Below are 26,530 nucleotides of genomic sequence, written 5' to 3' on the forward strand. Positions count from 1 at the left end.
AGAAACATTCATTGCCACACGAACATCTCGACAGTCAGCTTTCACCAAGCCGTCGATAAGAGCACAACAGTCGGAGAATACCGTTTGAGTTAGCAGTTGAAGCATCCCGGTTTCGCGTGCGGCTGTCATGATTTCGGGTGGAGAGATGGAACCATGGATCGGGTGTGACCACCTGAGCAAGGCTTCAAAGCCGATCACGGCCTCGGTGTCGAGTCTTACGATGGACTGGAACCAAGGTGCCAACTTTCTCGCCTCTATTGCCGAATGAAGGTCGCGTTCGATGGACTGGCGACGGTGCAATTCCGTGTCGAGTTCGGCATCGAACAGGCGAAATTCGTTCCTGCCGCGACGCTTGGCCGTGTAAAGGGCGACATCCGCCCGCAGCAACATTTCTGTCAGCCCCGGCCGTTCAGCCAAGTATATTCCGATTGATGCACCGATCCGGACGGACGCGACCTCAGAATAGGGGCTGGCGACTTTGGCTATGATATTGGATGCGAGGTCACTGGGAGAAAGCGAACTCCTGAGTGAGGGAAAAAACAGCACGAACTCATCGCCGCCGATACGGGCGAGCGTTGAACCTGCCGGCGCTTCCTGCTCTATCCGGCGGGCGATCCTGACGAGCAGTTCATCACCGGTCCTGTGACCGTAGGTATCATTGACGGATTTGAAGCCGTCCAGATCAATCAGCATTGCAACAAAGGGGCCGTCTGTATTCTCGAGCTGATTGATCGCGTGTTCGAGGCCCCGTCTGTTGAGGAGGGCCGTTAGGTGGTCCTCCCTGGAATTGCGCTCCATTTCCGCCGCAAGCCGCTCCGCCTCATGTCTCAGGCGGCTGGCTTCGCGGAAGCGGGCTTGCCCTACAAACGAACCTCGAACCAAGCCGCCGATGAAGAGCAGAACCGCAAAAGCCAGAATGTAATCCTCAAAGTTGCCTTTCGCCGACAAGCAACCCACCGCGATCAGAAGCGGCGGTGTTATGAAGCTGGTCGCTGCCGCGGCATATGAACTGCCGTATGTAACCGCACCAGCTGAAATGCCGGCCAGAATAATCAGATGCAGCGGCGCTTGGGGTGTTGTGTAGCCAACAGTAAGGACGGCAAGAAAGGACCAGGCAAACCCTGCCAGAAGAGCAAGGATGCCAAACCAGCGAAGCCGCTGCGAAATCGCTGTTAAATCGTCCTGATGCGCCGTCTCCTTTAGCTGATAACGGGCGAGTGCGAGGCGGGCGGCATTTATCGCATTGACAACCAGGAACCAGATTGCGGCGGCAAAGCCTCCGCCAGAAAAGGCCTGCACCGTCAAAATCAGACCTGATAGCATCGTGCTTATCGGCATTGACACGAAGAGACCGGCCTTCAGATCAGCAAGCTGATCTTGAAGGATTCTGGCCTCCAGCGCGTGTTCTTTCTTGGGGGCCATAGACCAGTCAGTTCGCTTCCGATGCCGCTTCACAACGTAAGCTTATGCAAGCCCACTGAAGGACGGGTTAACTACTCGGCGGGTATCAGCCTTCTGCGACGCCTTTGTATGGGTCCTCTTCATTTTGCGTGGTGATAGAGACATGGATCGGCAGCATCCTGGCTCTCAGGAGTTCGGCGCCGGCTTGTTCATGCACGTCGCGCAAAAGCACACCCTCGGGGCTTGAACCGAGGGTGCGCAGCGGTTTTGCGATAACGACATGCATCAAACGAGAACTTAAAGTGCGTCGCATGAATCCGTTCAAACGCGACGCGCTTTAGGGTCGCGCAGCCTATCTGTCAGCCGCAATCGTCGCCTGCAGCCATTGCGCGATGGCGTCGAAAGCGATCGGTTTGGTCGTGTCGACGTCAAACAGCGATCCGCGCCGCAGCGGCTCGGCGCGATTGGCCAGTTCGACCAGTTCGGGGATGTAGGTCGCGCCGGGATGGCCGGCCGGACGCTGGTCGAGCCGTGCGCGATAGCGCTCGGCCAGAACCTCGCCGGGAGCATGGCACCAAATCTCGGCGGTCTGCTCGACGCCGGCCCTGCGCAGGTGATCCTCGAGCACCTGGCGCGGCTGGAAGCCGAACCAGGCGTCGACGACAAATATGGCGCCCGCCGGGGCCTCGCCGACGACTGACCAGATGGCCTGGTAACTGGCGCGTCCGAGCGTGCGGTTGAAGTCGCGATCGCCGCCGCCGAGCACTTCGAGGAACGGGTTCTTGATCGTATCGAGCGCGAGCAATGGCCAGCCCATGCGCTCGGCGATGCCGCGCGCGACCGTGCTTTTGCCGCTGGCGGGGATGCCGTTGACGAGCACGGCGCGTCGGCTGCGCACGGCGCGCCTGGTGCGATCGAGCCGGGCGGTCGGCAAGGACACTGGCGAGGCTTGCGCAACTGCCACTTGTGCAACTACCGGTTGCGAGGCGAGCGCTTGCAGACCGGCGCCGATGACCCCGGCGTCGTCGCCCAGTCGCGCCGCTTCCACCGGGCATTGGTACCAGGGAGCCAGGGCAGGAGCCCTGGCAAGCGCCCGATGGGCCGCCAGGCCAAGTCCGCCGCCGAGCAGCACCAGGTCGGGGTCGAACATGGCCACGGTCGTATCGATTGCCGCACGCAGCGGCCCGGCCCAGGCTTCAAGCACGCCGCGCGCCAACGGATCGCCGCTCGCATCGCGGGCAATAAGCTGATCGACCGAAACGTCCGGACCGAGGCCTGCCCGCGCGATGTGACGGCCGAGCGCAGTGCCGGAGCTGGTGGTCTCAACGCAGCCGCGCCGACCGCAGACACACGCTTCGCCTGACATGTCGACGGTGATGTGGCCGAGCTGCCCTGCCGTCGCCTTGCCGCGGACGATCCGCCGGTCCTGGACCACGGCACCGCCAATGCCGGTCCCGATCGTGAACATGACGATGCTTTCATGGCCTCTGGCGGCGCCGAGAGCCATCTCCGCGACCAGTGCCATGTTGCAGTCATTGTCGATCACCACCTTGCCCGCCAGACTTTCCAGTCGTTGCGCCAGCGAGACCGAGGCGAGGTTGACATAGCCTCCGGACAAGACCGCGCCAGCCCGCGCATCGACGCGTCCGGGGACGCCGATGCCGATGGCGGCGACTTCGGGAGAATCGAGCCGGCGCACCATTTCGGCGATCCGGGAGAGCACGAGTTCGGGGTCCGGCGCGCTTTTCTCGGAAATGCGGTCGAGGATTTCGCCGGTGCCGGAAACACGGGCGGCGCGCAGATTGGTGCCGCCGATATCGATTCCGATAGCCATCGAACTAGAGCCTGTTCCATTTCGACTAATTCGAAATGGGGCTCTATCTTGCTGTTTGACCATGATCTTCTCCGAAAACCGGTCCCCACTTTTCGGGATCATGGTCAGAGGCATGACGCCCTGTCATGTGCTAAGCGGCTTTCTGCCGGTAATTTCCGATCACCGCCTGAAGCTCGCGCAATCTCGACACCGCGATGGTCTTAAGCCTTTCACGCTGAATGTCACGGTCAAGCGAGATGCAGTCCTTCCACAGCGACCGGCCGGCGATGACGCCTGACGCGCCGTTCCTCATCGCGATCTCGACCTGGCCAAGGAAGGTTGCGTGGTTGACGCCGGCGGAGAGGACCGCCCATGGCACCTCGCTAGCCATGCTGCTGATCCTGGCGCAGGCTTCCGGCGTTCCGGGATAAGGAAGCTTGAGCACCTTTGCCCCGCATTCCAGCGAAATCCGGGTGCCCTCTTCGACGAGCCAGGGGATCTTGGCCGTATACTCTTCAAGGCTTTCCCCTTCGAGCTGATAGGTCAGGAACTCGACGACGAGCAGGAGGTCCTCTTGCGCAAAATCAGCGATGCATTGGCGCAGAATGGCGACATTGTGCTCGTTCGCCTCAGGCCTGTCGGCCCTGAGATAGACCATGATCTTGCCGCCGGTGCCGCCGAGCTCGCGGACCCGGCGCGCGCCGATTCCGGGAACGAGACGAGACAGGCGGTAGCCGGCAGGCGAGACGTCGAACCCCGAAGCGTCGAGGCCGATGAGCAGCGCCGTATCGCGGCTCAGCACCCCTTCATCGACGACCCGCGGCACTGCGCAGAGCGGGTCGAGCAGCACGCAGGATGCCTGGCTGGCGAGGTATCGCGTGATGTCCGACTTGGTGTCGCCCAGCATGTCGTTGGTGATCTTGGCCTGTTCTGCAGGGTCCGACGCAAGCAAGGTTCGCATGCCGCCGCGCTGGTCACAGGCGATGGCCATCATGGCCCCGTCCTTGCCGCATATCTGCTGGTAGCCGCGCAACTCTGCGGTCGTCATCTTTGTCATGGGTCTTCTGTCCGATGTTGGCGCCCATTCACCAGGGCGCAGATCCGTGGAAACAAGAAAGGTTCAGTTTTTACCTGCCTCTCGGCAGGCGGTTTTGCCGCTTTGCTGCGCTATCGGCCGAGAAATCTGGCCTTGGCCCGCAATTTGCCGTGGAACGAGCCCACGTTGCGAGTCAGCCGGATTTGCGCGATAACTCCCATCGGTCGACAGGTCTGTAACACATTGCTGAAAGGAATTGCAAGCTGCCTGCCCCTCCCGCACAAGATGCAGCCGCATCGCGGACGATGCTGCATACGGTCGCCAAACTGCACTATGAGGCGGACATGTCGCAGGTTGATATCGCGCGGCGGCTTGGCGTCTCCACCGCGACCATATCGCGCCTTCTGCAGCGGGCGAGAGCGGAGGGGATCGTGCGGATCGAGGTTCTCGATCTTGCAACCCCCGAAGGCATCACCACGCAACTGGTCGAGGCACTCGGGCTTCGTGACGCGGCGGTCATCGAAACGCCGGCAGCCGGTGCGCTGACGGCCCTGGCTGCGCCGCTCGGCGCCTTGCTCAAGCAAGCCGGACTGACGGCCGGCTCAGTCGTCGCCATTGGCTGGGGGCGAGCCATTCGCGAGGTGATCCAGGCAGGCCTGCCGCGCATTCCCGGCGCTCTTACCGTCGCAGCCACCGGCGGCATGCAGCAGCAGGCGGCGCATTTTCAGATCAACGAGTTTGTGCGGCTGGCCGCCGAAGAGTTGGGCGGGACGCCGCATTTCATCCATGCGCCCTATCTGCCGTCCTCCGAATTGCGTGACGTCTTCCTCGGCGATGCTGCCATCCGCGACAGCGTCGCCCTTTGGGACCGGACCGACGTTGCGATCGTCGGCATCGGCCTGCCCCATGCCATCAATCCGCCCGAAGCGAGCGCGGCGACGCTGAGCGAACAGGCCCTGTTTCATGCGGCGGGAGACGTCATCCGCCATTATTTCGACGCCGAAGGCACGCTCATCCCGTGGGAGGGGGAGGGCCGGATGATCGCAATGTCGCCGGCCCAGCTTCGAGCCGTCCCCCTGGTGATCGGCGTTGCCGCCTCGCCGGAGAAGGCGATGGCAATCATCGGTGCCGTCCGCGCCAGGCTTATCAATGCTGTTGTAACGGACTCGAAGACCGCCCAGGCCATCATCGAGGCTCTCTTGCCCCGGTAATTGTCGGCACGCCGATGCGTGACATCGGGCACGGCTGATCGATCCCAAACCGATCGACACCAAACCCGGCTCGCGAGCCCACCGCCCGAAATCATCAGTTGTGTCGTCAAAGCGTTGGGGCAATAGTCTGCGTGAGGGGCTCTGCGGAGCAGGCAGATGTTGTCCGATTTGAAGGTGGTTCGATCCCGGAAATAGAATGTTGCAATTTCTTTCAGCAAAGTGTTACAACCTTGCGGCTAGGAGTGCATACGCGCCGAGCGGCGCTGTTGCCTGCACCTTGCGGAGGCTAGTTACAGGACTGCCCATCAGGCTGGTCGGTTTCGACGGCCGATCTAACGACTTGGGGCGCTGGGGAGGAGGCTGCCGATAACAGCAAGCAGGCGAAACCCGCTTCTCGCCGCCAGCACTTCACATAGCCGGGACGAATCGCAACGGCAAAATCTGCCAACATAATGAGGAGGATGTCATGAAGAAGATTGTTGCCGCCCTGGCGGCTCTCGCCCTCTGCGCAGCGGCGCTGGTCACGCCCGCATTGGCGCAGGACAAAAAGTACACCATTGCGCTCATTCCGGGTCTTACCACCGACGGCTTTTACATCACCATGCGCAAGGGAGCCCAGGCGGCAGCCGATGCCCTTGGCGTGACTCTGGTTTTCCAGGGCGCCCCGGATTTCAATCCGGTAACGCAAGTCCCCGTGCTTGACGCGGTCATCGCCAAGAAGCCGGACGCCATCCTGATCGCGCCGACCGACAAGGTTCAATTGGTCGAACCCCTGCGCAAGGCCCATGACGCTGGCATTCCGGTGATCACCGTCGACACCTTCATCGGCAGCGGCGTCTACCAGACCGGCGCCGGCGAGGCGGATTTCCCGCTGTCCTATATCGCCTCGGACAACGTTCTCGGCGGCGAGATCGCCGCGCGGGCATTGGCCAAGGCCATAGGCGACAAGGGCAAGGTTTACGTTTCGAACGTCAAGCCTGGCATTTCGACCACCGACCAGCGTGAAGAGGGTTTTAAGAAGGAGATAGCGGCCAACCATCCCGGTATCACCGTTCTCGAAACCCAGTTCAACGACAACGATGCCAACAAGGCCGCCTCGCAACTGCAGGCTGTGTTCGCGCGCAATCCCGATCTCGTTGGGGTGTTCGGCGCAAACCTGTTCTCGGCGCTTGGCGCGGCGAATGGCGTCCAGCAGGCCGGGCAGACCGGCACCGTCAAGGTCGTGGCGTTCGACGCGCCGACCAGCATTGTCGATAACATCAACACTGGCCTTGTCGACGTAGCGATTGCCCAGCATCCCGCGGAAATCGGCTATTTCGGCGTCGTGTCAGCCTATGCCCATCTGACCGGCCAGTCGATCCCGGTTGCGATCGGCACCGGCTTTACGATCATGGACAAGGCCAACATCGCCGACCCGAACATCTCGAAGTACCTTTATTCCGAATAAGTCCAGCCAGTCTCCTTCCGGCCTGCCGGAAGGAGACCTGCGCCGGGTCGCTTTGACCCTGTTTGACGGAGGCCGCTCTGCGGATCGGAACCAATCATGACTTCAACATCGCCGACCGAAACGCATGTCGCTCCTCAGGCGGATCACGGTGATCCGGCCAGGAGCTGGCTCGCACGCGTCGCCGAAGGACGCGCCTGGCTGTTCCTCGCGGGCCTGATCATCTGTTTCGAGGTCTGGTCGAGGCTCTCCTTCGGCGCGACCTTCGTGCTCAACCCGTTCAACGTGCAGTCCATTGCGATATTTGCCGTGGCGCCGTTGCTGCTGGCGACCGGGCAGACCTTCGTCATCATTTCGGGAGGCATCGACCTCTCGCTGGGCTTCATCATGGGTCTCGCGGCCGTCGTCGCCGCCCACGCCACGAACATGGCTGGCGTCGCCATGCCGGTGCCTCTGGCCATGATGCTGGGCATTCTGGCGGCCGTGATCGTCGCCGGCGTGCCTGGCGTCATCAATGGCTTGCTGATCTCGCGCCTCAGAATTCCACCCTTCATCGGCACGCTTGGCATGTTTGGCGTGGCACGCGGCGCTGCCTTCCTGCTGGCCGGCGGCACGACAGTGCCGGTCCAGAATTCCTGGTTCGCGCTGCTTGGCAACGGCAGGTTCTACGGCGTGCCTTATCTCGTCATCATTGCCGCCGTCTTTGTCGTGGTGATGCACTACATCCTGAGCCAGACCCGGTTCGGCCAGCACAACTACGCCATCGGCGCCAATGTGCAGGCGGCGCGCCGCGCCGGCATCGACATCAGAGGCCACATCCTGCGGCTCTACGTGCTTTCGGCGATGTGCGCCGGCCTCGGTGGCGCGCTCTATGCAGCGCGCTTCACCGCCGGCGCCGCCCAGGCCGGCGAACCCTTGCTGCTCGACAGCGTCGCAGCCGTGGTGATCGGTGGCGCCAGCCTGTTCGGTGGCTCCGGCACCATCTTCGGGACGGTCGCCGGGGCCTTGGTCATCGCGGTCATTCAATACGGGCTGGTTTTCGTCAATGTCGAGCCGTTCTGGCAGTTCATTGCCGTCGGCCTCGTCATCATCATCTCCGTCCTTATCGACCAGGCGCAGCGCCGGTTCAGTGGAGCTCGCCAGGATGAATAGTTCCGAACAAACCGCCCCTCTTCTCGAAGTCCGCCGCCTTTCCAAGCATTTCGGTGCGGTGCAGGCGCTGAACGATTTCTCCATGGCCGTGCGGCCGGGCGAAGTGGTGGCGCTGGCCGGCGACAACGGCGCCGGCAAGACGACGCTGATCAAGGCGATATCGGGCGTCTTCCAGCCGACCGGCGGTGAAATTCTGCTGAGAGGGCAGCCGGTGACGTTCGCGACGCCGCAGGAGGCGCGCGAAAAAGGCATTGAGACCATCTATCAGGATCTCGCTCTCGCCGACAATTTGTCCATCGGCGCCAATATTTTCCTCGGCCGTGAACCCATGCGCAAGGCCTTCGGATTCTTGCCGGTGCTCGATCGCAAGGCGATGGCCGTCGCCGCCAAGCAGACGATGGGGCGGCTGGACTTCCATGTCAGCCGGCTCGACGCCCCGGTCAGCAATTTCTCCGGCGGTCAACGGCAGGCCGTTGCCATCGGCCGGGCCGTCTATTGGGACGCGCAGATCCTGATCATGGACGAACCGACGGCGGCCCTCGGCGTGCCGGAGCAGCGCAAGGTCATCTCGCTCATCCACCAGCTCAAGGCGCAAGGCCGGGGGGTGATCTTCATCTCGCACAATCTGCAGGACATTTTCGCCGTTTCCGACCGCATCGTCGTGCTGCGTCGCGGCATCCAGGCCGGCGAGCGCAAGATCTCGGAAACCAACCATGACGAAGTCGTCAAGCTCATGGTTGGCGGCTAATGCATTAGCCGCACAGCATCCAAATGCGCCCGGTAGGTTCCCCGCGAACTACAAATATGGCGCCCGCCAACCGCGAGGAGGTGTTCGGCCCGGTCGCATCTGTCATCCGCGTGCGCGACTATGAGGAAGCACTTCACGTCGCCAACGACACGCCGTTTGGCCTTGCGTTCATTTGCACCACCAGCTTGAAGCATGCCAGCCATTTCAGGCGTCACGCGCAGGCCGGGATGGTCATGGTCAATACCCCCACCGCCGGTGTCGACTACCACGTTCCTTTCGGAGGCACGAAGGGGTCGAGCCTCGGGCAGCGCGAACAGGACTCCTATGCGCGGGAGCTCTTCACAAATGTGAAGACGAGCTATGTCCGGCCATAAAGGGTAAGGGCCGCAACAAACGTGCCGCGGGCCGCTGAAGTCCTTGCCCGTAGATGGACCGGCGAACCGGCGACGCCCCTTCCTGTCGGCCCTACTTCAAGATTGCACGTGCTCGGCATCGATCGTTCGGGTATCGCCCGTAGCAATCATTGTTCGCGTTGCTTCGATCGAGGCATAAATCCAAAAAATCCGCATCGGCTCGGTATCGGACGCGTTGATGAAGCGATGCGGAATATCGGCGGGAATCCAAGTGGTGTCGTTTGGCCCTAGATGGTGGCGCACCCCGTCGATCTCGGCGACGGCATTGCCGTCGAGGACCATCACTGTTTCCTCGCAATTGTGCTTATGCAGTCCGATAGCCGCGCCAGGATCGAATGCGGTGATGCCATTGATCATGCTCGTCGAGCCAATCTTGCGGGTTACTAAAGGGGTCGTCCGAGCCCCACCTCCTCGCTCGTTGGCCTTTATCTCTTTCGGGCGCAGTATTCTGGCGGTTGCACCAACCATAAGGGCATTTCCCTATTCCCGAGGCGACGTGGTTGGCGGAGCTTTTGCAGGACCGACCCAGACCGTCTTGATGTTGACGAACTCACGTATTCCATAGACCCCAAGTTCGCGTCCATAGCCCGAACGTTTGATGCCCCCGAATGGATATCGCGGGTCTGACGCGACCATGCCATTGATGAAAACTGCACCGGCATCGATACGGCGCGCCAGTTTTCGAGCTGATTCAAGGTCGCGCGTCCAAAGCGCGGCGCCGAGTCCGAATTCAGTGTCATTGGCAAGCTCGATGGCTTCGTCCGCGTCTTTCGCACGTATTATCGCTGCTACAGGCCCGAATGTCTCTTCGCGAAATGCCGTCATCGACCGTGTGACATGGTCGAGAACTGTTGGCGGATAGTAATATCCTTGCCCCTCGGGTGGCTTGCCCCCGAGCCTCAGCGTTGCTCCCGCAGCAACGGTCATTTCAACCTGTCGGTGAAGCCCGTCGCGCAAATTCTCGCGAGCCATTGGGCCGATATTTGTGTCGCGATTGTTCGGATCGCCAAGCTTTAAGTTGGCAACCTCGGCGCAGAAGAGACCGACGAACTCGTCCGCGATGCTTTCCTCGATTATGAAACGTTTGGCGTTGACGCATGACTGTCCGACATTGATGTACCGCGCCTTGACAGCGATTGCCGCGGCCTCCTTCAGATCAGCGTCCGCAAGGACGATAAAGGGATCGGATCCCCCAAGTTCAAGGACCTGTTTTTTCAAAGCCTTGCCGGCTTGCGCGGCAACGATGGCTCCGACCTCTGTCGAGCCGGTCAGCGTGACAGCGGCAATCCTTTCGTCTGCGATGATCGAAGCGACCTTGGAAGGTTCAATGAGGAGAGTGGCGAACAGGCCGCGTGGGCAACCGGCCTGTTCCATGATCTCGGCAATGGCCATGGCGCATCGGGGCACGTTGTTGGCGTGCTTCAGGATTGCCCCGTTGCCGGCCGCAAACGCAGGCGCGGCGAACCGAAAGAACTGCCAAAATGGATAGTTCCAGGGCATGATGGCGAGCACGACGCCCAGGGGATCGAAGACGACTGAACTCTCACTTGCATTCGAGGCGACCGGTTCATCGGCAAGGTAATTCGATGCGTGGTCGGCATAGAAATCGCAATTCCATGCACATTTTTCGATCTCACCTTCAGATTCAACGATCGGCTTGCCCATTTCTTCGGTGACCAAGGCAGCGTAGCGGGCCTTGCCGGACCGCAGCACTCTCGCCATAGCGGTGAGGAGTTTCACGCGTTCTGAAACGGATTCCTGCCGCCATGATCTTTGCGCCGCAGCCGCAGCTTGAAGAGCGGATTCGATCACAGCGTCGTTGTGAGGCTCAAAGTGCACAACCTCGGCGCCTGTGGCCGGATTGATAGAGGTAATCATTTGCGTTGCTCCGCCGACATATGGTCGCGTCGCCTGCCAGACGCTTGGTGTGCGCCTTCAAGCAAAGCTTGTCTCCGATACGAGAAGCCCATCGCGATCAGCATAGGCGAACATGTTCAGTTTGAATTCGATACCGCCGAAATGGATCGTCACACCTGTCTTGCCGGCGGCATCCTTGGAGGATTTCTTCGGCGTGACCGCGAGGCAAAAAACGGCGACGTCCATGTCATCGAGCTCAGCGCTGTCGCGCACCGCACCGTTGATGACGATGCCGGCCCAGCTGTTCCTTTCCAGAAGCAATCCAATCTGGTCGCCAAGCAGGGCGACGCGAGTCGAGCCGCCGCCATCAACCACCATTACGCGGCCATTTCCCGGCTTTTCCAGCTCAGCCTTTAGCAACGCATTGTCTTCGAAGCATTTCACGGTAGCGACTGGCCCGAAGAACGCCTTGCGGCGGCCTAGCTTCATGAATGGCAGATTGCAAAATTTGACGGCTTCTCCGTGGGCGTCGACGAGATCGGCGGTTTTCATGTCCAACTCAATAATTTGCAAAAACAGTGAGGAGTTCGGTGACTTGATCGGGCGTGAGCAAAGTCGTCGGCAGGCCGCGTGTCAGGACGAGCAATTTGGCTGTCTCTTCAAGTTCCTCCGCCGCGTAAACGGCAGACGTGAGATCCTTTCCTGCGACGACCGGGCCATGGTTGGCGAGCAGAACAGCCGAATACGCACCACCCAAGTCTCGGATCAATTGCCCGAGGCTTTCGTCGCCAGGGCGCAGGTATCGAATGAGGCCGACCTTGCCGACGCGCATGACAACGTAAGGCGTCAGCGGCGGCACACAGTCGTTTGGATCAAGGTCGCTCAGACAGGAAAGGGCAGTGGCGAATGTGGAGTGCAGGTGTACGACTGCGCCCGTGCCAGGCCGCGTTTCGTAAAAGGCGCGATGCAAAAACACTTCCTTGGATGGCTTGTCACCGGCGATGTGGCGGCCCTCTTTGTCCAGCTTGGAGATACGGCCAGGGTCCAGAAAACCCAGGCACGAATTTGTCGGTGTTATCAGCAATCCACCTTCAACGGCGGCGCTGATGTTCCCGGCCGAACCCGCCGAGAAGCCTCGGTCGAACAGGGATTTTGAAAGGCGAGCAATGTTCTCGCGAATGTTCGCTTCAGTGGTCATCTACCCGCCATCCTATCCAAAGCTTTTACGAAGAAGTCGGGCGCACCAAAATTGCCTGACTTGAGCGCCATTGCAACCGGTGCCTGGCCGGTTGAGATGACAACGGGCACGCCCGGATCAATTTCAGGACCGATGGTCAGCGCACCGAGGTCGAGCGCGGTAACGACGGCTCCGGAGGTTTCGCCGCCGGCCACCACGAGCCTCCGGACGCCAGCGGACACAAGCTTCCGGGCCGTATCGGCGAAAAGCGCATCAAGCGTTTCTGCGATCGCGTCGCGTCCATACCGGCCTTGCAGTCGGCTCACCTCATCGGGCGAACCGGACGAAAAGACCAGTGGCGCCTTGCCGTGGTTGCCGAGAACGAAACTGACGAGATCGGAGGCGGTCGTGTCCCCCCGCATCACGGAATCCACATCGATCGCGAGGGTGGGGTGCTTTTGCTGGTGCCGTTCTACCTGACCACGCGTCGCGCCTGAGCAGCTGCCAGCCAGGATCGCTTCAGGACCGTCGACGCCGATGCCGAGCGAAGTTGAGCCGCGAGCCAATCCGGCGGCGATGAAGTTGGCCGGGAGACCCATCGCCACGCCGGAGCCCCCCGTAATAAGTTTCGCGCTCGCCCCGGCAGTTCCGATCGCGACAAGGTCGTCATCGCCAAGAGCATCTACGATCACCAGGCGCTGGCCAGACCCATGGGCTTTTCGAAGTCTTGCCGTAATCTCAGCCGGACCAGCCCGGACAGACGACCAAGTCACTAATCCGACGGGATAGCGCGACTGACGTGTCAGCCAGCGCCGAATGTCGGGGTCGGTCATCGGGTTGAGGGGATGGTCTTGCAAGCCGGACTCGTTGAGGAGCCGGTCGTGAACAAAGAGATGGCCCTGGTAGACGGTGCGACCAGCAGCAGGAAAAGCCGGGCAAGCGATGACGCCATGGGCATCGAGCGCCTCAGCCAATGCCTCGGCCACTGGCCCGATATTGCCAGTCGGGGTCGAATCAAAGGTCGAGCAGTATTTGAAGACGATCTGAGTACATCCTTGGCCGAGCAACCAATGCAGCGCCTCAAGAGACTGAGCGACGGCATCCGCTGCCGTGATCGAGCGGCTCTTGAGCGCGATCACGCCGGCTTCCATGTCGCTTATTGTATCACTGCGCGGAACGCCCAGAAATTGCGCGGTCCGTAAACCGCCTTGCCCCGGAAGGCCTTTGGCGATCGTGTTGGCGATATCGCTTGCACCAGTGAAGTCGTCGGCAATGACACCAAGCAGCATCGGAACTACCTCCTTGCGTGGTGGGAAGTGGTGGCCCCGGCACCAAGCAGAAAGCGCAGTTTTGCAACGGCCGCATCAGGACTTGTCAAAACCGGTGTTGTTGTCTTGGCCTCAACCGCAGATCTTGCACGCGCTGTCGAGAAATGCGCGAGCGTGATAGCATCGAAGCCCTCGATCCTTGTGGCGGCCTCTGCGACAAGACGATTGTGAGTGGCGACGTCATCGGCTCTTACAGCATCGATCGCACCTTCGACCAGGAAACTGGTCAATGTTGCCGATGGATTGATACGATCCGCCTCCTCGCGAAACTCCTGTTCCATCCCCGCGCGCGCCGGCGGAAAGGTGTATAGCATCGCGGTTCTGCCACCTTGCCGGATCGCGGCCTCGAACATGGCTTCGTTCGGCTTGAGCACCGGAACGGAAGCAAGCGACGCGGCCAGTTCGATCGCCGAAGAGAACGCCGAACAGGTAAACAGCACCGCCGCGCTGCCAATCGATTCCGCATAACGGGTAAGCGAAACGATCCGATCTGTCAGTGCGTCATTGATGCTGTCGACCTTCGCACGGTCGGGTGACAAACTGTCCTCGAGAATGTTGACCGGCTCGGCTTCAGCCCAATTCGCCGCCATGGCGTCGCGAATTGGGCCCATCGCGATCGGCGTAGCATGAACGAGGGTGATGCGGGGGCGTGCGGTCACTGCGTAACTCCAGGATGTCGGGAGGACCGGCGGCCGCCAGGAGGAGGGCAGCCGCCGGACGGCGCTTACTTCTGCGCCGGAAACACCCAAACAGCGTCGGAAGGAATCCAGGCCCAAACCTTGCCCGGGGCGATCTGCAGTGCGCCATTTGCCTTGGCAATCAACCCGCCGCGGTGCAGCCTGTATTCCCAACGATCGCCGAGATAGATGGAATCATCGAGATCCATCTCGATGCCCCCTTCCATGGCCTTGTCCGAAACTGAAATCTGCTCGACCCTGATGACGGCTGTCGCATCACTATTTCCGCTGACGCCTGCCGCATCACGGACGACGCCTGGCAGTGACCAACCTTCGCCGCCGATCGTCGCCTTGGCGCCATCGAGGGTCTGCACGCGGCCCTTGATGATGTTGTTGGCACCCAGGAAGTCCGCGGAATAGAAGCTGTTGGGATTTGAATAGATCTCCTGGGGCGTCCCCTGCTGCACGATGCGTCCATCCTGCAGCAGCAGGATGTTGTCGGCCGCGGCAAGTGCCTCGCTTTGATCGTGGGTGACCAGGATCGCACAAATCTCGAGGTCGAGAATGAGCTTCCGGATCCAGTAGCGTGCCTCCTCGCGCAGTTTCGCGTCGAGATTCGAAAGCGGCTCGTCGAGAAGCAGCACGCGAGGCTCATAGACCAGGGCCCGGCAGATGGCGACGCGCTGCTGCTGACCTCCCGACAATTGCGATGGGTATCGGTCGGCGAGGTGACCGAGGCCGAGCCGCTCGAGGATCGCCTGCACCCGGCTGCCGATCTCGGCCGAGGCGACGCCACGCAGTTTCAGACCGTAGCCCACATTTTCACGCACGGTGCGGTGCGGCCACAGGGCGTAAGATTGGAAAACCAGACCAATATTCCGCTGCTCCGGCGGCAGCGCAATTTTGCGTTCGCCGTCGAGCACAGTCCTGTCACCAATGACGATGCGCCCGATTTCGGGCTGCTCCAGCCCGGCAACGCAACGCAACAGCGTGGTCTTGCCGCTGCCGGACGCGCCCAGCAGGGCGACGATCGAGCCGCGCTCGGCGGTGAAGGAAGCGCCCTTCAAGATTTGCAGCCCACCTAACCATTTTTGGACGTTGTTGACGACAAGTTCAGTCATGGATGCGTGCTCCCAGTCGAAGCGCGAGCGCGAGGCCGGCGCCGGTCAAGACAATGCTGATGAGGGCGAGCGCGGCGATGGTGTTCATCGCGCCGGTGGTCAGCAGCGATACCATCAGCGAGCCGATCACTTCGGTGCCGGCGCCCATCAGATACACACCGGTCGCATATTCGCGCAGAAAGATAATCATGATCAGCGCCCAGGCGCCTGCGAGACCCGGTCGGACGATCGGAATGACGATGTCGCGCCAGGTGCGCCCAATCGTTGCACCGGTCGTGCGCGCCGACTCCTCCAGCTCCGGTGCGACCTGGATCAGCGTGCCCTGCAGCAAGCGCAGTCCATAGGACAGACCGACCACCACGTAAGCGATGAACAAGCTGAACAACGTCGGCCGCAACGGCGTCAGGAACGGCACGAACAGAAAGACCCAGAAGAAGGCCAGGCCGATCACCAGACCAGGCAAGGCACGGGGCAGGAGGACAATGTAGTCGAGCACCGTGTTGGACAAGCCGTGATTGCGGTGGCCGGCAAGCCCGACAAGCAGATAGATACCAACGGCTACCGCGCCTCCGACGACGGACAGGATAACGGTGTTGATCATGCCGCGGACGAGGCTTGGCACTTCAGTCAAACGGACGAAGTTTGCCAGGGTGAGCTGATCCAGCAGGTTGACGCCTTCTCCCCAGGCATCGACGAACGCTCTGACGGTAATCCCGCCAATCGGCAGAACCACGGAGACGAACAGCCACAGGCCGATAATGCCCAACGCGACGAGTTGGCCATTGCGACCCAGTTTTAGCGTGGCAACGCGCGCGCCTTTGCCACCGAGTGCGGCATAGCGCCTTGCATTGCGCAGCAGACGGCGCTGCATCCAGACAAGTGGCAGCGTGATGAGCAGGAGCACTACGGCCACCACAGCCATCAATTGATAGGTCGGCGTACCGAACAAAGTGGTTAGTTTGTAGATGTAGGTGGTCAGGACCATGATGCCGTTTGGATCGCCCAGGACCAGCGGAATACCAAAGGTCTCAAAACCGAGCAGAACATTAAGCGATGCGGCAAACACGATAGAGGGCAGCACCATCGGAAGCGTGACGTCACGTGACACCTGCCAAATGCTGGCGCCACTGGTGCGGGCAGCTTCCTCGAGGTCCGAAGGCAAACTTCTCATTGCCGAAGACACATAGAGATAGACGTGTGGAACGTGGCTCAGCCCGGCGATCACTATCATGCCTGTAAGGCTGTAGATGTTCCACGGGACGATCCCGATTATGTCGCGCATGGCAAGCGACAGGAACCCGGTAGGCCCGACCGATACGGTATAGCCGAAGGCCAGAACGATCGATGAAATGAACATCGGGACTAGTACGAGGATTTCCAGCAGCCGCTTGAAGCGAATGTCGGTTCTTGTGATCAAGAAAGAGAGCAGCCCCCCAAGAGGGACGGCGATCGCAACCATGCCAAACGCGGACACTGTCGTCGTGCCGAGGGCTTTGTAGAAATTCCGGTCGGTGAAAACATAGCTGTAAGCATCAAGCCCGAACGCAGCCCGCGGGCTGAAAAACGGGCCAGTTAGAAAGCTCTGATAGATGATCAGTCCAACGGGCGTTAGCACCGCCAAGGCCAACAGACCAATGACGACAATACGATAAAGGCGTGCGTTGCCTACGACCGGCATCTTCGCAGGATAGTGGTGCGCATGCGCCACTCCGACCGCGCTGAGGGCGGGATTTTGAGTCTGAACATTCATATCTGTGGCTTTCGCTGTCGGCTGAGGAGGGAGCAGTGCGGCGCGTGCACGTTGTCGCGCTGCAATGCGTAGTCCCATTAACGTCCGAGCGCGGCCTTCCAGTCGTTCAGGAACTGGACGCGCTTCGTCGGCTCCATGTAGTCGAGCAGGCCTTCGTCGACGGTAATAGGCTTCAGGCCTCCGCCGACCCGCTCGTTGAGCGTATCAATATTCAGGCCGCCAGTCGCGTCCTTGCGCACCGCCGGCAAGCCGCCTTCCGCTAGCGCCGACTGACCTTCCTGCGAGAGCAGAAAATCGACAAATAGCTTGGCAGCATTCGGATTCGGCGCATTATTGACGACTAGTGCCAAGCGGGAAAATGCTGGTGTGTAGTCGCTTGCGAAATGCACACCCAGGTTCGGGCTCTCCTTCACCCAATCGAGTGCATAGGAGCCGATAATGTTGATGGCCATCACGTTCTCGCCGGATACCACCGTCTCCTTCATGCCGCCGGAGCTTGAATAGATTTTGGCGCCGTCCTCGCCCAAGGCTTTCGCCAAATCCCAGAAATCCTTGCGCTGGCGGGCGTCGTTTGAATGATGCAAAAATCCCGATCCGCTCTTCTCTGGATCAAAGGTCGCGACCTTGCCCTGCAACTCGGTCTTATTGTTTTTCAAAAAGGTGATCATGTCGGCATAGGTCTTGGGAAGGCGATCTTCAGTCAGTGCCTTGGTATTGTAGATTACGCCGATTGGCTCGACGGTGGTGCCAAAGAGAATGTTCTTGTAGTTTGCCCATGCCGGGATGTTTGCAGCCTCGGGGGATGCGTATTCCTGAGCATAGCCGTCCTTAACCAGCGTCATCTGCAAGTCCATCGCTGAGCTCCAGACAACATCCGCCGTGACTTGTCCGGCCGCGGCTTCCGAGATCACTTGGTTGTAGGCACCATTGGTACCAAGATCATTGTAGGCAATCGCAATGCCATACCTTTTCGTAAACGCATCCTGAAGCTTTTGCGACTGCGCACTGTCGGTGGAGGTATACACCGACACTGTACCTTCTTTCTTAGCAGCCTCGATAAGTGCCGCGTCTTGGGCCAGAACCGGCGACAGCGGCAGCGTCACTGCGACAAGAGCGGTGAACCCTGAAAGCAAGCGGGCATAGCGGATATTTGAGTTCGTCATTCTGGTTCTCCCTAGGTTGCGCCCGTGCACGATGCTCCGCCGGGCACTAGTCCGAGCCGCTCGGGCGCCTCAGACAATTGGCGAAATTGGTTTTAAAAGACTACAAATGCACACGGTTCATTATCAGACGCGCACCGCCTTGCGTGCCGGCGGCGCTGCGATCGCCTTGGCAACGGCCGATCCGAACGCATCAGTGTTGGTGGTGCCGCCGAGATCCCTGGTGCGCGTCTGCGGATTGGCGAGAACCTCGTCTACGGCACGCTCTATCTCAGCCCCCGCCGCTTCGAAATTGGCGAGACCGCGCCTCTCGCCAATCCAGGAGAGCATCATGGCGGCAGAGAGGATGAGTGACGTCGGATTGGCGATGTTCTGGTTCTGGATGTCGGGCGCCGACCCGTGCTGCGCCTGCGCGCAGACAAGACCGAGTTCAGCATTTGCATTGATCGAACCGGCCAGCCCAAGACTTCCGGATAGCTCGCTGGCAAGATCGGAAAGGATGTCGGCGTAGAAGTTGGTCGTAACGATCACGTCGAAACGGGAGGGGCTCCGCACCAGATGCGCTGTCATGGCGTCGATGATGAAATCGTCGAGGCGCACCTCGGGAAACTCGGCCGCGACCTTGCGCACCTGCGTCATGAACAGGCCATCGGTAAGGTGAAAACAATTGGCCTTGTGCACGGCCGTTACGTGCTTATGCCGCTTCATCGCCAGTTCGAAGCCAGCGCGAGCGATACGTTCGCAGGCATGTGCAGTGATCTTGCGGACCGACAGCGCTACATCAGGCGTCGGCATGAACTCGCCTGTCCCGGCGAACATGTTTCGATCCGAATAGAAGCCTTCGGTTGCCTCTCGCATGATAACGAGGTCCATCTGTTTGGCGGTGCTATCCAAGAACGGACGTACGCGGGCCGGGCGGACGTTTGCATAAAGATCGAGCTTGACGCGGAAGCCGGCCGAGACGTTCACACCGCCCTTGTCGCGGGCTGGATAGTCCATATGGGACTGCGTACCCAGGATGATGCCGTCGTATCCGCGAGCCCGCTCGAGTGTCTCATCGCGAAGGGTCGTCCCGTACTTCTCCAGACTGGTGAAGCCGGTGTCCTCATAGTCGTACTCGAGCCCGAGACCAAACGCCTGGTTGACGGACTCAACAACCTCCATCGTTGCGGCTGTGATTTCCGGCCCGATGCCGTCGCACGGCGTGACCATGATTCTCATCGAACGTCTCCCTAAGCGCGACGGGAAGACCCCGCCAAAATGCCTCATAGGAGACTTATTGGCTTTTTACAAAGCAAAATGCAATCGAAAAAATGCGACGCTAGGATTTTTCTTGCGCCTGGTGCGACCACGACCAGGCAATCGGCGACTTGCGGGACAACGCGCCGCCCAAATGCCTCCGCATCGCGTAGGAGGCATCGGCGACTTCGCCGCGCTCCAAAAGGTCGAGAATTGCGAGATGATCCTGGCATTGAACCACAAGGCGATCGCGGTCGACTCGAGAACGATATTCCAGGAGACGGCGCATTTGGTTGACGCGGACGAGAGAGAGATGAAAGAACGGGTTGTTCGACATCTTGATCAGTTCCTCGTGGAACAACGAGCCGTTATGCAGGAGCCGTTCAGCGGGAAGACGCGCAATATCGGTCTCTAGCATCCTTGTTTGTATCCGGCGTTGCTCGTGGATGATGCGGCGGTCGAGGATGAACCCAGGTTCCAGCATAGCCGCCGGCTCAATGAGCATTCGGAATCGGTAAATCTGTTCGAATGCCTCTGGTGTCTTAGCCACCGGCAAGAAGCGCCAGCCATAGCCTTGCTTGCGCTCTGCCCAGCCCTCACGCAAAGCGCGCATCAGCATATCGCTCAACTGAGCCTTCGTGACGTGGTAGCGATCGCGTAGCGCGCCCTCGGTCATCTCGGCCGGTATGCGATCCATCAGCCAATCTTCAGCCAGACGCTGGTAATCATTTTCGACCTCGAATGGCTTCGCTTCGTCGCTGACGGGCTCGACAATTTGCGACTCGGGAAGCTCCTTCACAAAGAAGCCCCGATTTTCCTTTTGTTCCAGTAATCCTTGCTCCGAAAGAACTTGCATGGCTTCGCGCACGGGTGAGCGTGACACGCCGAACCTGTCGGCCAAATGCTGTGTTCGCACATGATCGCCGGCGACGAGTTCGCCCGTGGTGACGAGCAGCGTTATCTGACTGGCGATGTTTCGTGCCAAGGCGCTTGCTGGCATAATGGGCTCCGAACTGCTGTTGGCCGTGGAGGTCGGCGTTGAATCCGCTCAGCGGCCAAGATGATTCCCGCTGCTTCGCGGAGAAGTTTGCACGACACTTTCTAAAAAAGCCAATCCTTATCGCGTCGCTATCATGAAGACGCGTGGGAATGGCAACAGCACCGTCCCGTCATCAAAAACCGAATAGTGCTTCGCCAGCAAGGTTCGGTAGGCGTCGAGATACTGTCCTTTCTGATCACGCTCCAGCGGGCAGGAGTCCCGTGCTACTAAACCACTCGATAATTCCCTCCAAGCCTTTAAGAGGATGGTGGTAGGTCGTGCGCGACACCTCCACTTGGCGGCAATGCGCTTTCAATATCCTAAAGTAAGCGGGGGCCGTCTCAATCGAGGCGCGCTCCGAGTCAGCGCTCGCGACACGCTGAGACCATCTGGCGTCCCGCGCCACCTCTCGCATGCACACATGGGTCGGCTCATTCAACTTGTCCGGCATTTGAATCGCCAGCGTTCCTTTCATTTCCAATGCGTTGAGGAGAGGGGTAGCAAGCTGCCATGGTCCGGGAGCCACTGCAGAACGGCATTGGCGAAGATGACGTCTTGTCTCTTAGCAGGCACCCAACGCTCAATTCGAGAAACGCTGAAATCAATCGAGGGGAGTCGCTTCCGCGCGGCTTCGATCATCTGGGGTGATGAGTCCATTCCCGCTGACAGTGGCGGCCGGGAAGCGGGCGACAAGAAGTTCCGTTGAGTTGCCCGGGCCGCAGCCGAGGTCAGTGACTTGTGCCGGATCCTGGTTGGGGACCATGGCCAGAAGGTCGATCGCGGGGCTCGTGCGGTGATCGGCGAATGTGAGGTAGTGCGCAGGCGACCATGATGATGATATTGCCTGTCCTTGACATTTCATTTTGATTGGCTTTCTAGGATGACAAAGCCAAAATGACAAGGAGCATAGATGCATACCCAAATCGTTCGGGCTGCGGGGCGCAAATTTAGAATCCTCGATCTCGGCAAGGCTTTTGGTCCCGACCTGGAAAGGCTTCCCTATGTTCTGCGGATCCTCTTGGAGAACAATCTCCGAAATGCTGGGGACGGGGACGCAATGGCCGGCCTCTTTCGCGATTGGCTCCGCACCGGCCGCAGCGAGGCTGAAGTACCCTTCGCGCCAAGCCGTGTGCTCATGCATGACACCACCTGCGTGCCCGCTTTGGTGGACATCGCCGCAATGCGTGATGCCATTGCGGAGTCTGGCGGCGATCCCACCTCCCTCTCACCTGTCATTCCCGTTGATGTCTCGGTCGACCACAGCATAGCCGTTGACCGATTTGCGGCGGCCGATGCGTTCCCCTTCAACATGGCCAAAGAGGTCCAGCGAAACGCGGAACGCTACCGGCTGATGAAATGGGCGACAAAGGCGTTACCGGGATTTCGCGTTCATCCGCCGGGAACCGGCATTATGCACACGATCAATCTGGAGCAGCTTGCCAGCGTCATCGCTGTCGTGATGCGCGATGGCGAAGAGTGGGCAGTGCCTGACACTCTGCTGGGCACCGACAGTCACACTCCTATGATAAACGGCATCGGCGTGCTCGCCTGGGGCGTAGGTGGACTGGAAGCCGAGAGCGCGATTTTTGGCATGCCGGTTACTTTGAGGCTCCCCGACGTTTTGGGCGTATATCTCAGCGGACGGTTACCGGCCGGCACTTTGTCAACCGATCTTGCGCTCGCGGTCACAAGCAGGCTTCGCAGTTACGGCGTGTCTGGGCAGTTCGTTGAGTTTTTCGGCCCGGGCGTTTCCACGCTCACCGCAGGGGATCGCGCCGTTGTCGCAAACATGGCTCCGGAGTATGGCGCATCTACTGGGTATTTTCCCATTGATGAAAACACAGTTCGCTACCTTGCGGCGACCGGCCGCCCGAAGGAACTGACCGCGCGCATTGAAGCGATAGCCAAGGCGATGATGCTTTGGTTCGACCCCGCGGCTCGCCCTCGCTACACCGACATCCTGCAATTGGAATTATCGCAAATACGTACCACTCTCGCTGGGCCGCGCCGGCCGCAAGATCTCGTTCGGCCGGGCGATCTCCCGCGTGTCCTCAAGCAGTTGGCCGGGAAGGCGCCGCCCTATTTGGCAGCGTCCGGCATTCCCGAGGGCGCGGTGGCCATCGCCGCCGTTACCAGTTGCACCAATACCTCCGATCCATCGCTCTTAGTCGCCGCTGGACTGGTTGCTCGTAAGGCGCGCAAGCTGGGGATGAAGCCACCGTGTTGGGTGAAAACGTCTCTTGCGCCGGGTTCGCCGGCCGCCCAACGCTACCTTGCCCGATCCGGGCTACTTGAGGATTTCGAGGCTGTCGGCTTCGGCATCGTCGGCTTTGGATGCACGACTTGCATTGGCAATTCCGGCCCTCTTCCGCCCGAGATGGAGGCAGCAATAACGAGCGGCCTTAACGCCGTCGCCGTGCTCTCGGGCAACCGCAACTTTCCAGGCCGCATTCACCCACACCTGCGGAATGGATTTCTTGCCTCTCCGCCGATGGTCGTTGCCTATGCGCTCGCAGGCGATGTGATGCGCGATATTTCGTGCGATCCTGTGGGACAGAGCGATGGCGGCCGCCAGATCTATCTGAGTGACCTCTGGCCGGATCCTTCTGAGGTCGACGCTGTCCTCGCTGCAAACGCGGACAGCACCGACTATGGGAAAGCGTTTCACGATGCCAGGCAAAACGCGGCGTGGGCAAACCTCGTCGCACCTGATGCGCCGCAATTCCCTTGGGACGTCTCGTCGACCTACATCCGCCGCCCGCCTTTTGCATCGGCTAATCAACCGAATCGCCTGGGAGCGTATGAGGCTTACCCGCTCTTGGTTCTCGGCGACGACATGACCACGGACCACGTATCGCCGGCTGGACAAATCACGCAAGACAGCATCGCAGGTAAACATCTGACCGCGCGGAGCGTTTCTGCAGACGATCTTAATGTGCTCGCCGCGAGGCGGGGGAATTGGGAAGTGATGGTGCGCGGCCTGTTCGACAACCGTGACGCGCTCAATTATCTCGCGCCGCAGGCGCCTCCGGGCTATACAATCCACATCCCGAGTGGAGAGATAGCGCCACTTTGGGACGTCGCGTGCCGTTATCGGGACGCACAGGCGAGCACGATAATCATCGCTGGGGAACGCTACGGGACCGGGTCATCGCGCGATTGGGCTGCTAAAGGTGTCGCGCTGATGGGCGTTCGCGCTGTCCTTGCGCTAAGCTTTGAGCGCATTCACAGAACAAATCTCGTCGGCATGGGCATCCTGCCCATTATTCTGCCGAAGGAAGCGACAGCAGGGCGATTTACCTACGAGCCTGGCAATCGGATTTTCATCGACGCGACCGCTGTGCGTCCGCGATCTGAAATTCATATCCGAATCGAACGCAACGACGGAAGCGAGCTTTCTTTCCGCGGTTTGATCGCGATCGAAACCGAACTCGAGTTGATGATGATGGAAGCAGGGGGGGTGATCCCCCTGATTCTTTCCCGAGCCGTTGCCGGAACCGGCCGTTCACGCCGGTGACTGGGATCTTTGCCGCGGAAAAGCGAGGTCGAGAACCGTCTCGCTCACGCTCGCGGCTCCCTGGGTCACACCGTCGTTTCACAGCTCGTTCAAGTGCTGCTGGAGCCAGTCAGTACGCAAGTCATGGAAATGAAGGTCTTGGATGCTTAGGTCGGCGCACCCGGCGAAAAGCTGTGTCGACTTACTTGCCGCTGAAAGGAAAAATCCGATCGTCGCCGTGACTCCGGAATGATCGTTGCTGTTCGACAATTGCCCATGCGACGTAGCCAGATGCAGCGGACAGCAGAATCCGCTGGTTGTTTCCCTCCTTCTGTCGAGGGCCCTTACGATCACGGATGAGAAGCATCCGGGTGCGGCTTTCCAGGTCGACTAACTCACCTGCAGATCTCCTCCTGGGCCGAGCCAGCAGGTTGAATCAAATTCCTCTGATTTGGGAATCCCTACTCGACTCAGCTTAAAGTCATCCCGCGCCTAGCCGCTCGGCATCTCAATGCGCCCGCCCGATTTCCGGCGAACTATGCTCGCCTGATGATGACCACGTGCCATCCAGATACGCTCGGCGCGGCGGAAAGAAGCAGGATGGCGAGCAGAGTCGACATTGCCTGAGCATGTCACTATATAGCGGCGGCTTTGGCCGTGTACCCTGGGTCGCGCAGCGAATGGCGCCCCAGACGTGCCACGTATGTGACACTTTTTGTCATACAAATTGACTGGAATACCGGAAAATAACAAGTAGAAACAAAGGCGCGATCCGGGACATGATCCCAGCCAACGGTGCCAGTCTCTTCAGGAAAATAGAATCTCCTCAAGAATTAGAATGTGCTCCTTGAACCTTCGATGCCCGTCAGCCCTGTGGAGCTTGGGCAAGATCGGCTTGCCGGGTGACGACGACTCGGTTGGAATAGGAGCGTGCATCTTTTCGGGGATGCCGGCGTTTATGATTACCAACCGGCGCAGTCGCCAGGGAACAGCAGCATGAGCGAACACGCGATCGAGTTCTTGCAGGAGTGGATCGGCGAAAAGGTCCACTGCCAGTCCTCGCCGGACAGGATCGAGAAGCAGGCCGAAACCCTCGCCAGGGAATGCGCCGCCAAGGCGGCTGAGGCCGGCATACCGCTGGAGGATATCCAGGAAGAGGTCGGCGATATCGAGGAGCTTATCGCAACGAAGCTGGAAGAGGCGGCTGAGGAAGGAACGAATTCGTCTGCCGAGTGAAATGCCGAACCCGGCCGACGGCCGGGAGGCTACTATTTGCAGTCTCAGCCAATCCTAAGCCCTATGCGATGCGTGTGACGCGCCACGCAGCCTTATGGCTCCTGACTTGCACCGAATTTGCCCTTGAGCCATGCCTTCGGCAGCGCCGGCACGAAATTGCCGTCGCGCCCGGTCATGTCGTCATTGGCGACCAGCGCATTGAAGATCGCTTCCTCCACACTTTCGATCACGGCGTCGAAGAACGGATCGATGTCGGTATCCGGGATAAAATCGGCGCTGGCGATGCGGCCTGACGGCGCCAGCGCCGTCTCGCGGTTGGCGGTCGAAAAGGCGAGGAAAATATCGCCCGAGCTATGATAGCCGAAGCCGCCGGTCATGGCGACGCCGAGCGGCGCCCGGCGCGCCAGCCGCTTCATCTGATGCGGCAGCAATGGCGCATCGGTGGCGACGACCCCAATGATCGAACCTTTCTCGGCGCGCGGCGTGCTTTCGCGGATCGCCGGTTCCACGAGATCTGGCCCGGCGCGCAAGCCGCGAATGATAAAATTGCTCCGCTTGCCGAAATTCGCCTGCACGAACGCGCCGACCGTGTAGCGCCGGCCGTGCCATTCGACGATGCGCGATGCCGTGCCGGAGCCTGCCTTGAAACCGAAGGCGATCATGCCGGTGCCGCCGCCGACGCTGCCTTCCTCGATCGATCCGCCGATCGCGCCATCGAGTGCCGCGGCGACATGCTCGAACCTGAGATGGTGGCCGTTGATGTCGTTCAGGAAGCCGTCATAGGTTTCCGCCGCCACCGGCAGGCCCCAGCCGCTGTCGAGCGCGGCCGGCAGGACGCGCTGCATCCAGCGCAGTGTTCCGTCGCGTGAAACGCCGCAGGAATGCGTGTTAGTGATGGTGATCGGAAAATTGAAGGCACCGATTTCTTCGATGATGTGCGAGCCGGTCAATTCGCCATTGCCGTTCTGGCTGAAAATGCCGGCAAACACTGGCGTGGCCAGTTCGGCGCGCGGTCTGGGCAGGATGGCGGTCACGCCGGTGCGCACCGGGCCCTTGCCGACCACCAGCGCACCTTCGCCCGAAATCAGCGTCGAATAACCGATTGCAACGCCAGCCACATCGGTGATGGCGTTGAACGGTCCGGGTGTGCCGTCAAAACTAATGCCGAAGGCTCGCGCGCGCGGCTTGCCGGAAGGCGTCGTCTGGTGATGTGGATTGTCGGAAATCATGGG

Annotated in this window: 24 protein-coding genes; 7 read left to right on the forward strand and 17 right to left on the reverse strand. The window is 60.2% G+C overall.

The genetic code is table 11. The annotated features are described in order from the left end of the window. The 4 genes from NMG70_RS26675 to NMG70_RS26685 all read right to left on the reverse strand — a co-directional run. Positions 1-1,422, reverse strand: a 1,422-nt coding sequence (locus tag NMG70_RS26675; RefSeq protein ID WP_254027269.1) for a diguanylate cyclase domain-containing protein, incomplete at its 3' end; no start/stop codon positions are given. Positions 1,423-1,507: 85 nt separating this feature from the next. Continuing rightward, complete coding sequence (locus tag NMG70_RS33360; RefSeq protein ID WP_436798462.1) at positions 1,508-1,726, reverse strand: hypothetical protein; 219 nt, start codon at positions 1,724-1,726, stop codon at positions 1,508-1,510. Between the two features lie 27 nt (positions 1,727-1,753). Beyond that, positions 1,754-3,235, reverse strand: coding sequence for an ROK family protein (locus tag NMG70_RS26680; protein WP_254027270.1), 1,482 nt, complete (start codon positions 3,233-3,235; stop codon positions 1,754-1,756). 130 nt (positions 3,236-3,365) lie between these two features. Then, complete coding sequence (locus NMG70_RS26685; RefSeq protein WP_254027271.1) at positions 3,366-4,271, reverse strand: tagatose-bisphosphate aldolase; 906 nt, start codon at positions 4,269-4,271, stop codon at positions 3,366-3,368. A 284-nt stretch (positions 4,272-4,555) separates the two neighbouring features. Here NMG70_RS26685 and NMG70_RS26690 point away from each other — a divergent pair, with 284 nt between their 5' ends. From NMG70_RS26690 to NMG70_RS26710, 5 genes are all read left to right on the forward strand, one after another. Next, positions 4,556-5,461 (forward strand): sugar-binding transcriptional regulator, encoded by a 906-nt coding sequence (locus NMG70_RS26690; protein WP_254027272.1) that lies wholly within the window; start codon positions 4,556-4,558, stop codon positions 5,459-5,461. Between the two features lie 466 nt (positions 5,462-5,927). Further along, positions 5,928-6,908: an ABC transporter substrate-binding protein gene (locus NMG70_RS26695; RefSeq protein WP_254027273.1), complete on the forward strand. Its 981-nt coding sequence runs from the start codon at positions 5,928-5,930 to the stop codon at positions 6,906-6,908. Positions 6,909-7,004: 96 nt separating this feature from the next. Then, complete coding sequence (locus tag NMG70_RS26700) at positions 7,005-8,057, forward strand: ABC transporter permease subunit (RefSeq protein WP_254027274.1); 1,053 nt, start codon at positions 7,005-7,007, stop codon at positions 8,055-8,057. Continuing rightward, positions 8,050-8,805 carry an ATP-binding cassette domain-containing protein gene (locus NMG70_RS26705; protein ID WP_254027275.1) on the forward strand — a complete coding sequence of 252 codons (756 nt, stop codon included), beginning with the start codon at positions 8,050-8,052 and terminating at the stop codon, positions 8,803-8,805. Before NMG70_RS26700 ends, NMG70_RS26705 begins: the two co-directional genes overlap by 8 nt. 17 nt (positions 8,806-8,822) lie before the next feature. Further along, the gene (locus NMG70_RS26710; RefSeq protein WP_436798466.1) at positions 8,823-9,179 is read left to right on the forward strand and encodes an aldehyde dehydrogenase family protein; all 357 of its coding nucleotides are present in this window, start codon (positions 8,823-8,825) and stop codon (positions 9,177-9,179) included. A gap of 96 nt (positions 9,180-9,275) precedes the next feature. On the opposite strand, the gene NMG70_RS26715 is transcribed toward NMG70_RS26710, so the two are convergent. The 12 genes from NMG70_RS26715 to NMG70_RS33060 form a co-directional block, all read right to left on the reverse strand. Next, complete coding sequence (locus tag NMG70_RS26715) at positions 9,276-9,686, reverse strand: cupin domain-containing protein (RefSeq protein WP_254027276.1); 411 nt, start codon at positions 9,684-9,686, stop codon at positions 9,276-9,278. A gap of 12 nt (positions 9,687-9,698) precedes the next feature. Beyond that, positions 9,699-11,096: an NAD-dependent succinate-semialdehyde dehydrogenase gene (locus tag NMG70_RS26720; RefSeq protein ID WP_254027277.1), complete on the reverse strand. Its 1,398-nt coding sequence runs from the start codon at positions 11,094-11,096 to the stop codon at positions 9,699-9,701. A gap of 57 nt (positions 11,097-11,153) precedes the next feature. Beyond that, a complete protein-coding gene (gene rraA / locus NMG70_RS26725) occupies positions 11,154-11,627 on the reverse strand; it encodes a ribonuclease E activity regulator RraA (RefSeq protein WP_254027278.1) in 474 nt (157 codons plus the stop codon). A 7-nt stretch (positions 11,628-11,634) separates the two neighbouring features. Continuing rightward, the gene (gene otnC, locus NMG70_RS26730; RefSeq protein WP_254027279.1) at positions 11,635-12,273 is read right to left on the reverse strand and encodes a 3-oxo-tetronate 4-phosphate decarboxylase; all 639 of its coding nucleotides are present in this window, start codon (positions 12,271-12,273) and stop codon (positions 11,635-11,637) included. Further along, positions 12,270-13,541, reverse strand: coding sequence for a 3-oxo-tetronate kinase (otnK, locus tag NMG70_RS26735; protein WP_254027280.1), 1,272 nt, complete (start codon positions 13,539-13,541; stop codon positions 12,270-12,272). Before otnK ends, otnC begins: the two co-directional genes overlap by 4 nt. Positions 13,542-13,546: 5 nt before the next feature. After that, entirely contained in the window at positions 13,547-14,170 is a 624-nt protein-coding gene (locus tag NMG70_RS26740; protein WP_436798463.1) for an aspartate/glutamate racemase family protein, read from the reverse strand. A 134-nt stretch (positions 14,171-14,304) separates the two neighbouring features. Beyond that, positions 14,305-15,378, reverse strand: coding sequence for an ABC transporter ATP-binding protein (locus NMG70_RS26745; protein ID WP_254027282.1), 1,074 nt, complete (start codon positions 15,376-15,378; stop codon positions 14,305-14,307). Continuing rightward, entirely contained in the window at positions 15,371-17,056 is a 1,686-nt protein-coding gene (locus NMG70_RS26750; protein ID WP_436798467.1) for an ABC transporter permease, read from the reverse strand. Before NMG70_RS26750 ends, NMG70_RS26745 begins: the two co-directional genes overlap by 8 nt. Before the next feature lie 149 nt (positions 17,057-17,205). Beyond that, positions 17,206-18,291 (reverse strand): ABC transporter substrate-binding protein, encoded by a 1,086-nt coding sequence (locus NMG70_RS26755; protein WP_254027284.1) that lies wholly within the window; start codon positions 18,289-18,291, stop codon positions 17,206-17,208. A 123-nt stretch (positions 18,292-18,414) separates the two neighbouring features. Beyond that, complete coding sequence (locus NMG70_RS26760; RefSeq protein WP_254027285.1) at positions 18,415-19,509, reverse strand: isocitrate/isopropylmalate dehydrogenase family protein; 1,095 nt, start codon at positions 19,507-19,509, stop codon at positions 18,415-18,417. 100 nt (positions 19,510-19,609) lie between these two features. After that, positions 19,610-20,527 (reverse strand): GntR family transcriptional regulator, encoded by a 918-nt coding sequence (locus NMG70_RS26765; protein ID WP_254027286.1) that lies wholly within the window; start codon positions 20,525-20,527, stop codon positions 19,610-19,612. Positions 20,528-21,037: 510 nt separating this feature from the next. Further along, positions 21,038-21,223 (reverse strand): class I SAM-dependent methyltransferase, encoded by a 186-nt coding sequence (locus NMG70_RS33060; RefSeq protein ID WP_367185591.1) that lies wholly within the window; start codon positions 21,221-21,223, stop codon positions 21,038-21,040. 253 nt (positions 21,224-21,476) lie between these two features. Between NMG70_RS33060 and acnA the strand changes: the two genes are divergently transcribed. Both acnA and NMG70_RS26775 read left to right on the forward strand, forming a co-directional pair. Further along, positions 21,477-24,083 carry an aconitate hydratase AcnA gene (gene acnA, locus NMG70_RS26770; RefSeq protein ID WP_254027287.1) on the forward strand — a complete coding sequence of 869 codons (2,607 nt, stop codon included), beginning with the start codon at positions 21,477-21,479 and terminating at the stop codon, positions 24,081-24,083. A 975-nt stretch (positions 24,084-25,058) separates the two neighbouring features. After that, positions 25,059-25,298 carry a DUF768 domain-containing protein gene (locus NMG70_RS26775; RefSeq protein ID WP_254027288.1) on the forward strand — a complete coding sequence of 80 codons (240 nt, stop codon included), beginning with the start codon at positions 25,059-25,061 and terminating at the stop codon, positions 25,296-25,298. Positions 25,299-25,390: 92 nt separating this feature from the next. On the opposite strand, the gene NMG70_RS26780 is transcribed toward NMG70_RS26775, so the two are convergent. Beyond that, on the reverse strand, positions 25,391-26,524 hold the full coding sequence (locus NMG70_RS26780; RefSeq protein ID WP_254027362.1) for a DmpA family aminopeptidase: 1,134 nt from the start codon (positions 26,522-26,524) through the stop codon (positions 25,391-25,393). Positions 26,525-26,530 lie beyond the last annotated feature (6 nt).

Source organism: Mesorhizobium ventifaucium, from assembly GCF_935822925.1.
GTDB lineage: Bacteria > Pseudomonadota > Alphaproteobacteria > Rhizobiales > Rhizobiaceae > Mesorhizobium > Mesorhizobium ventifaucium.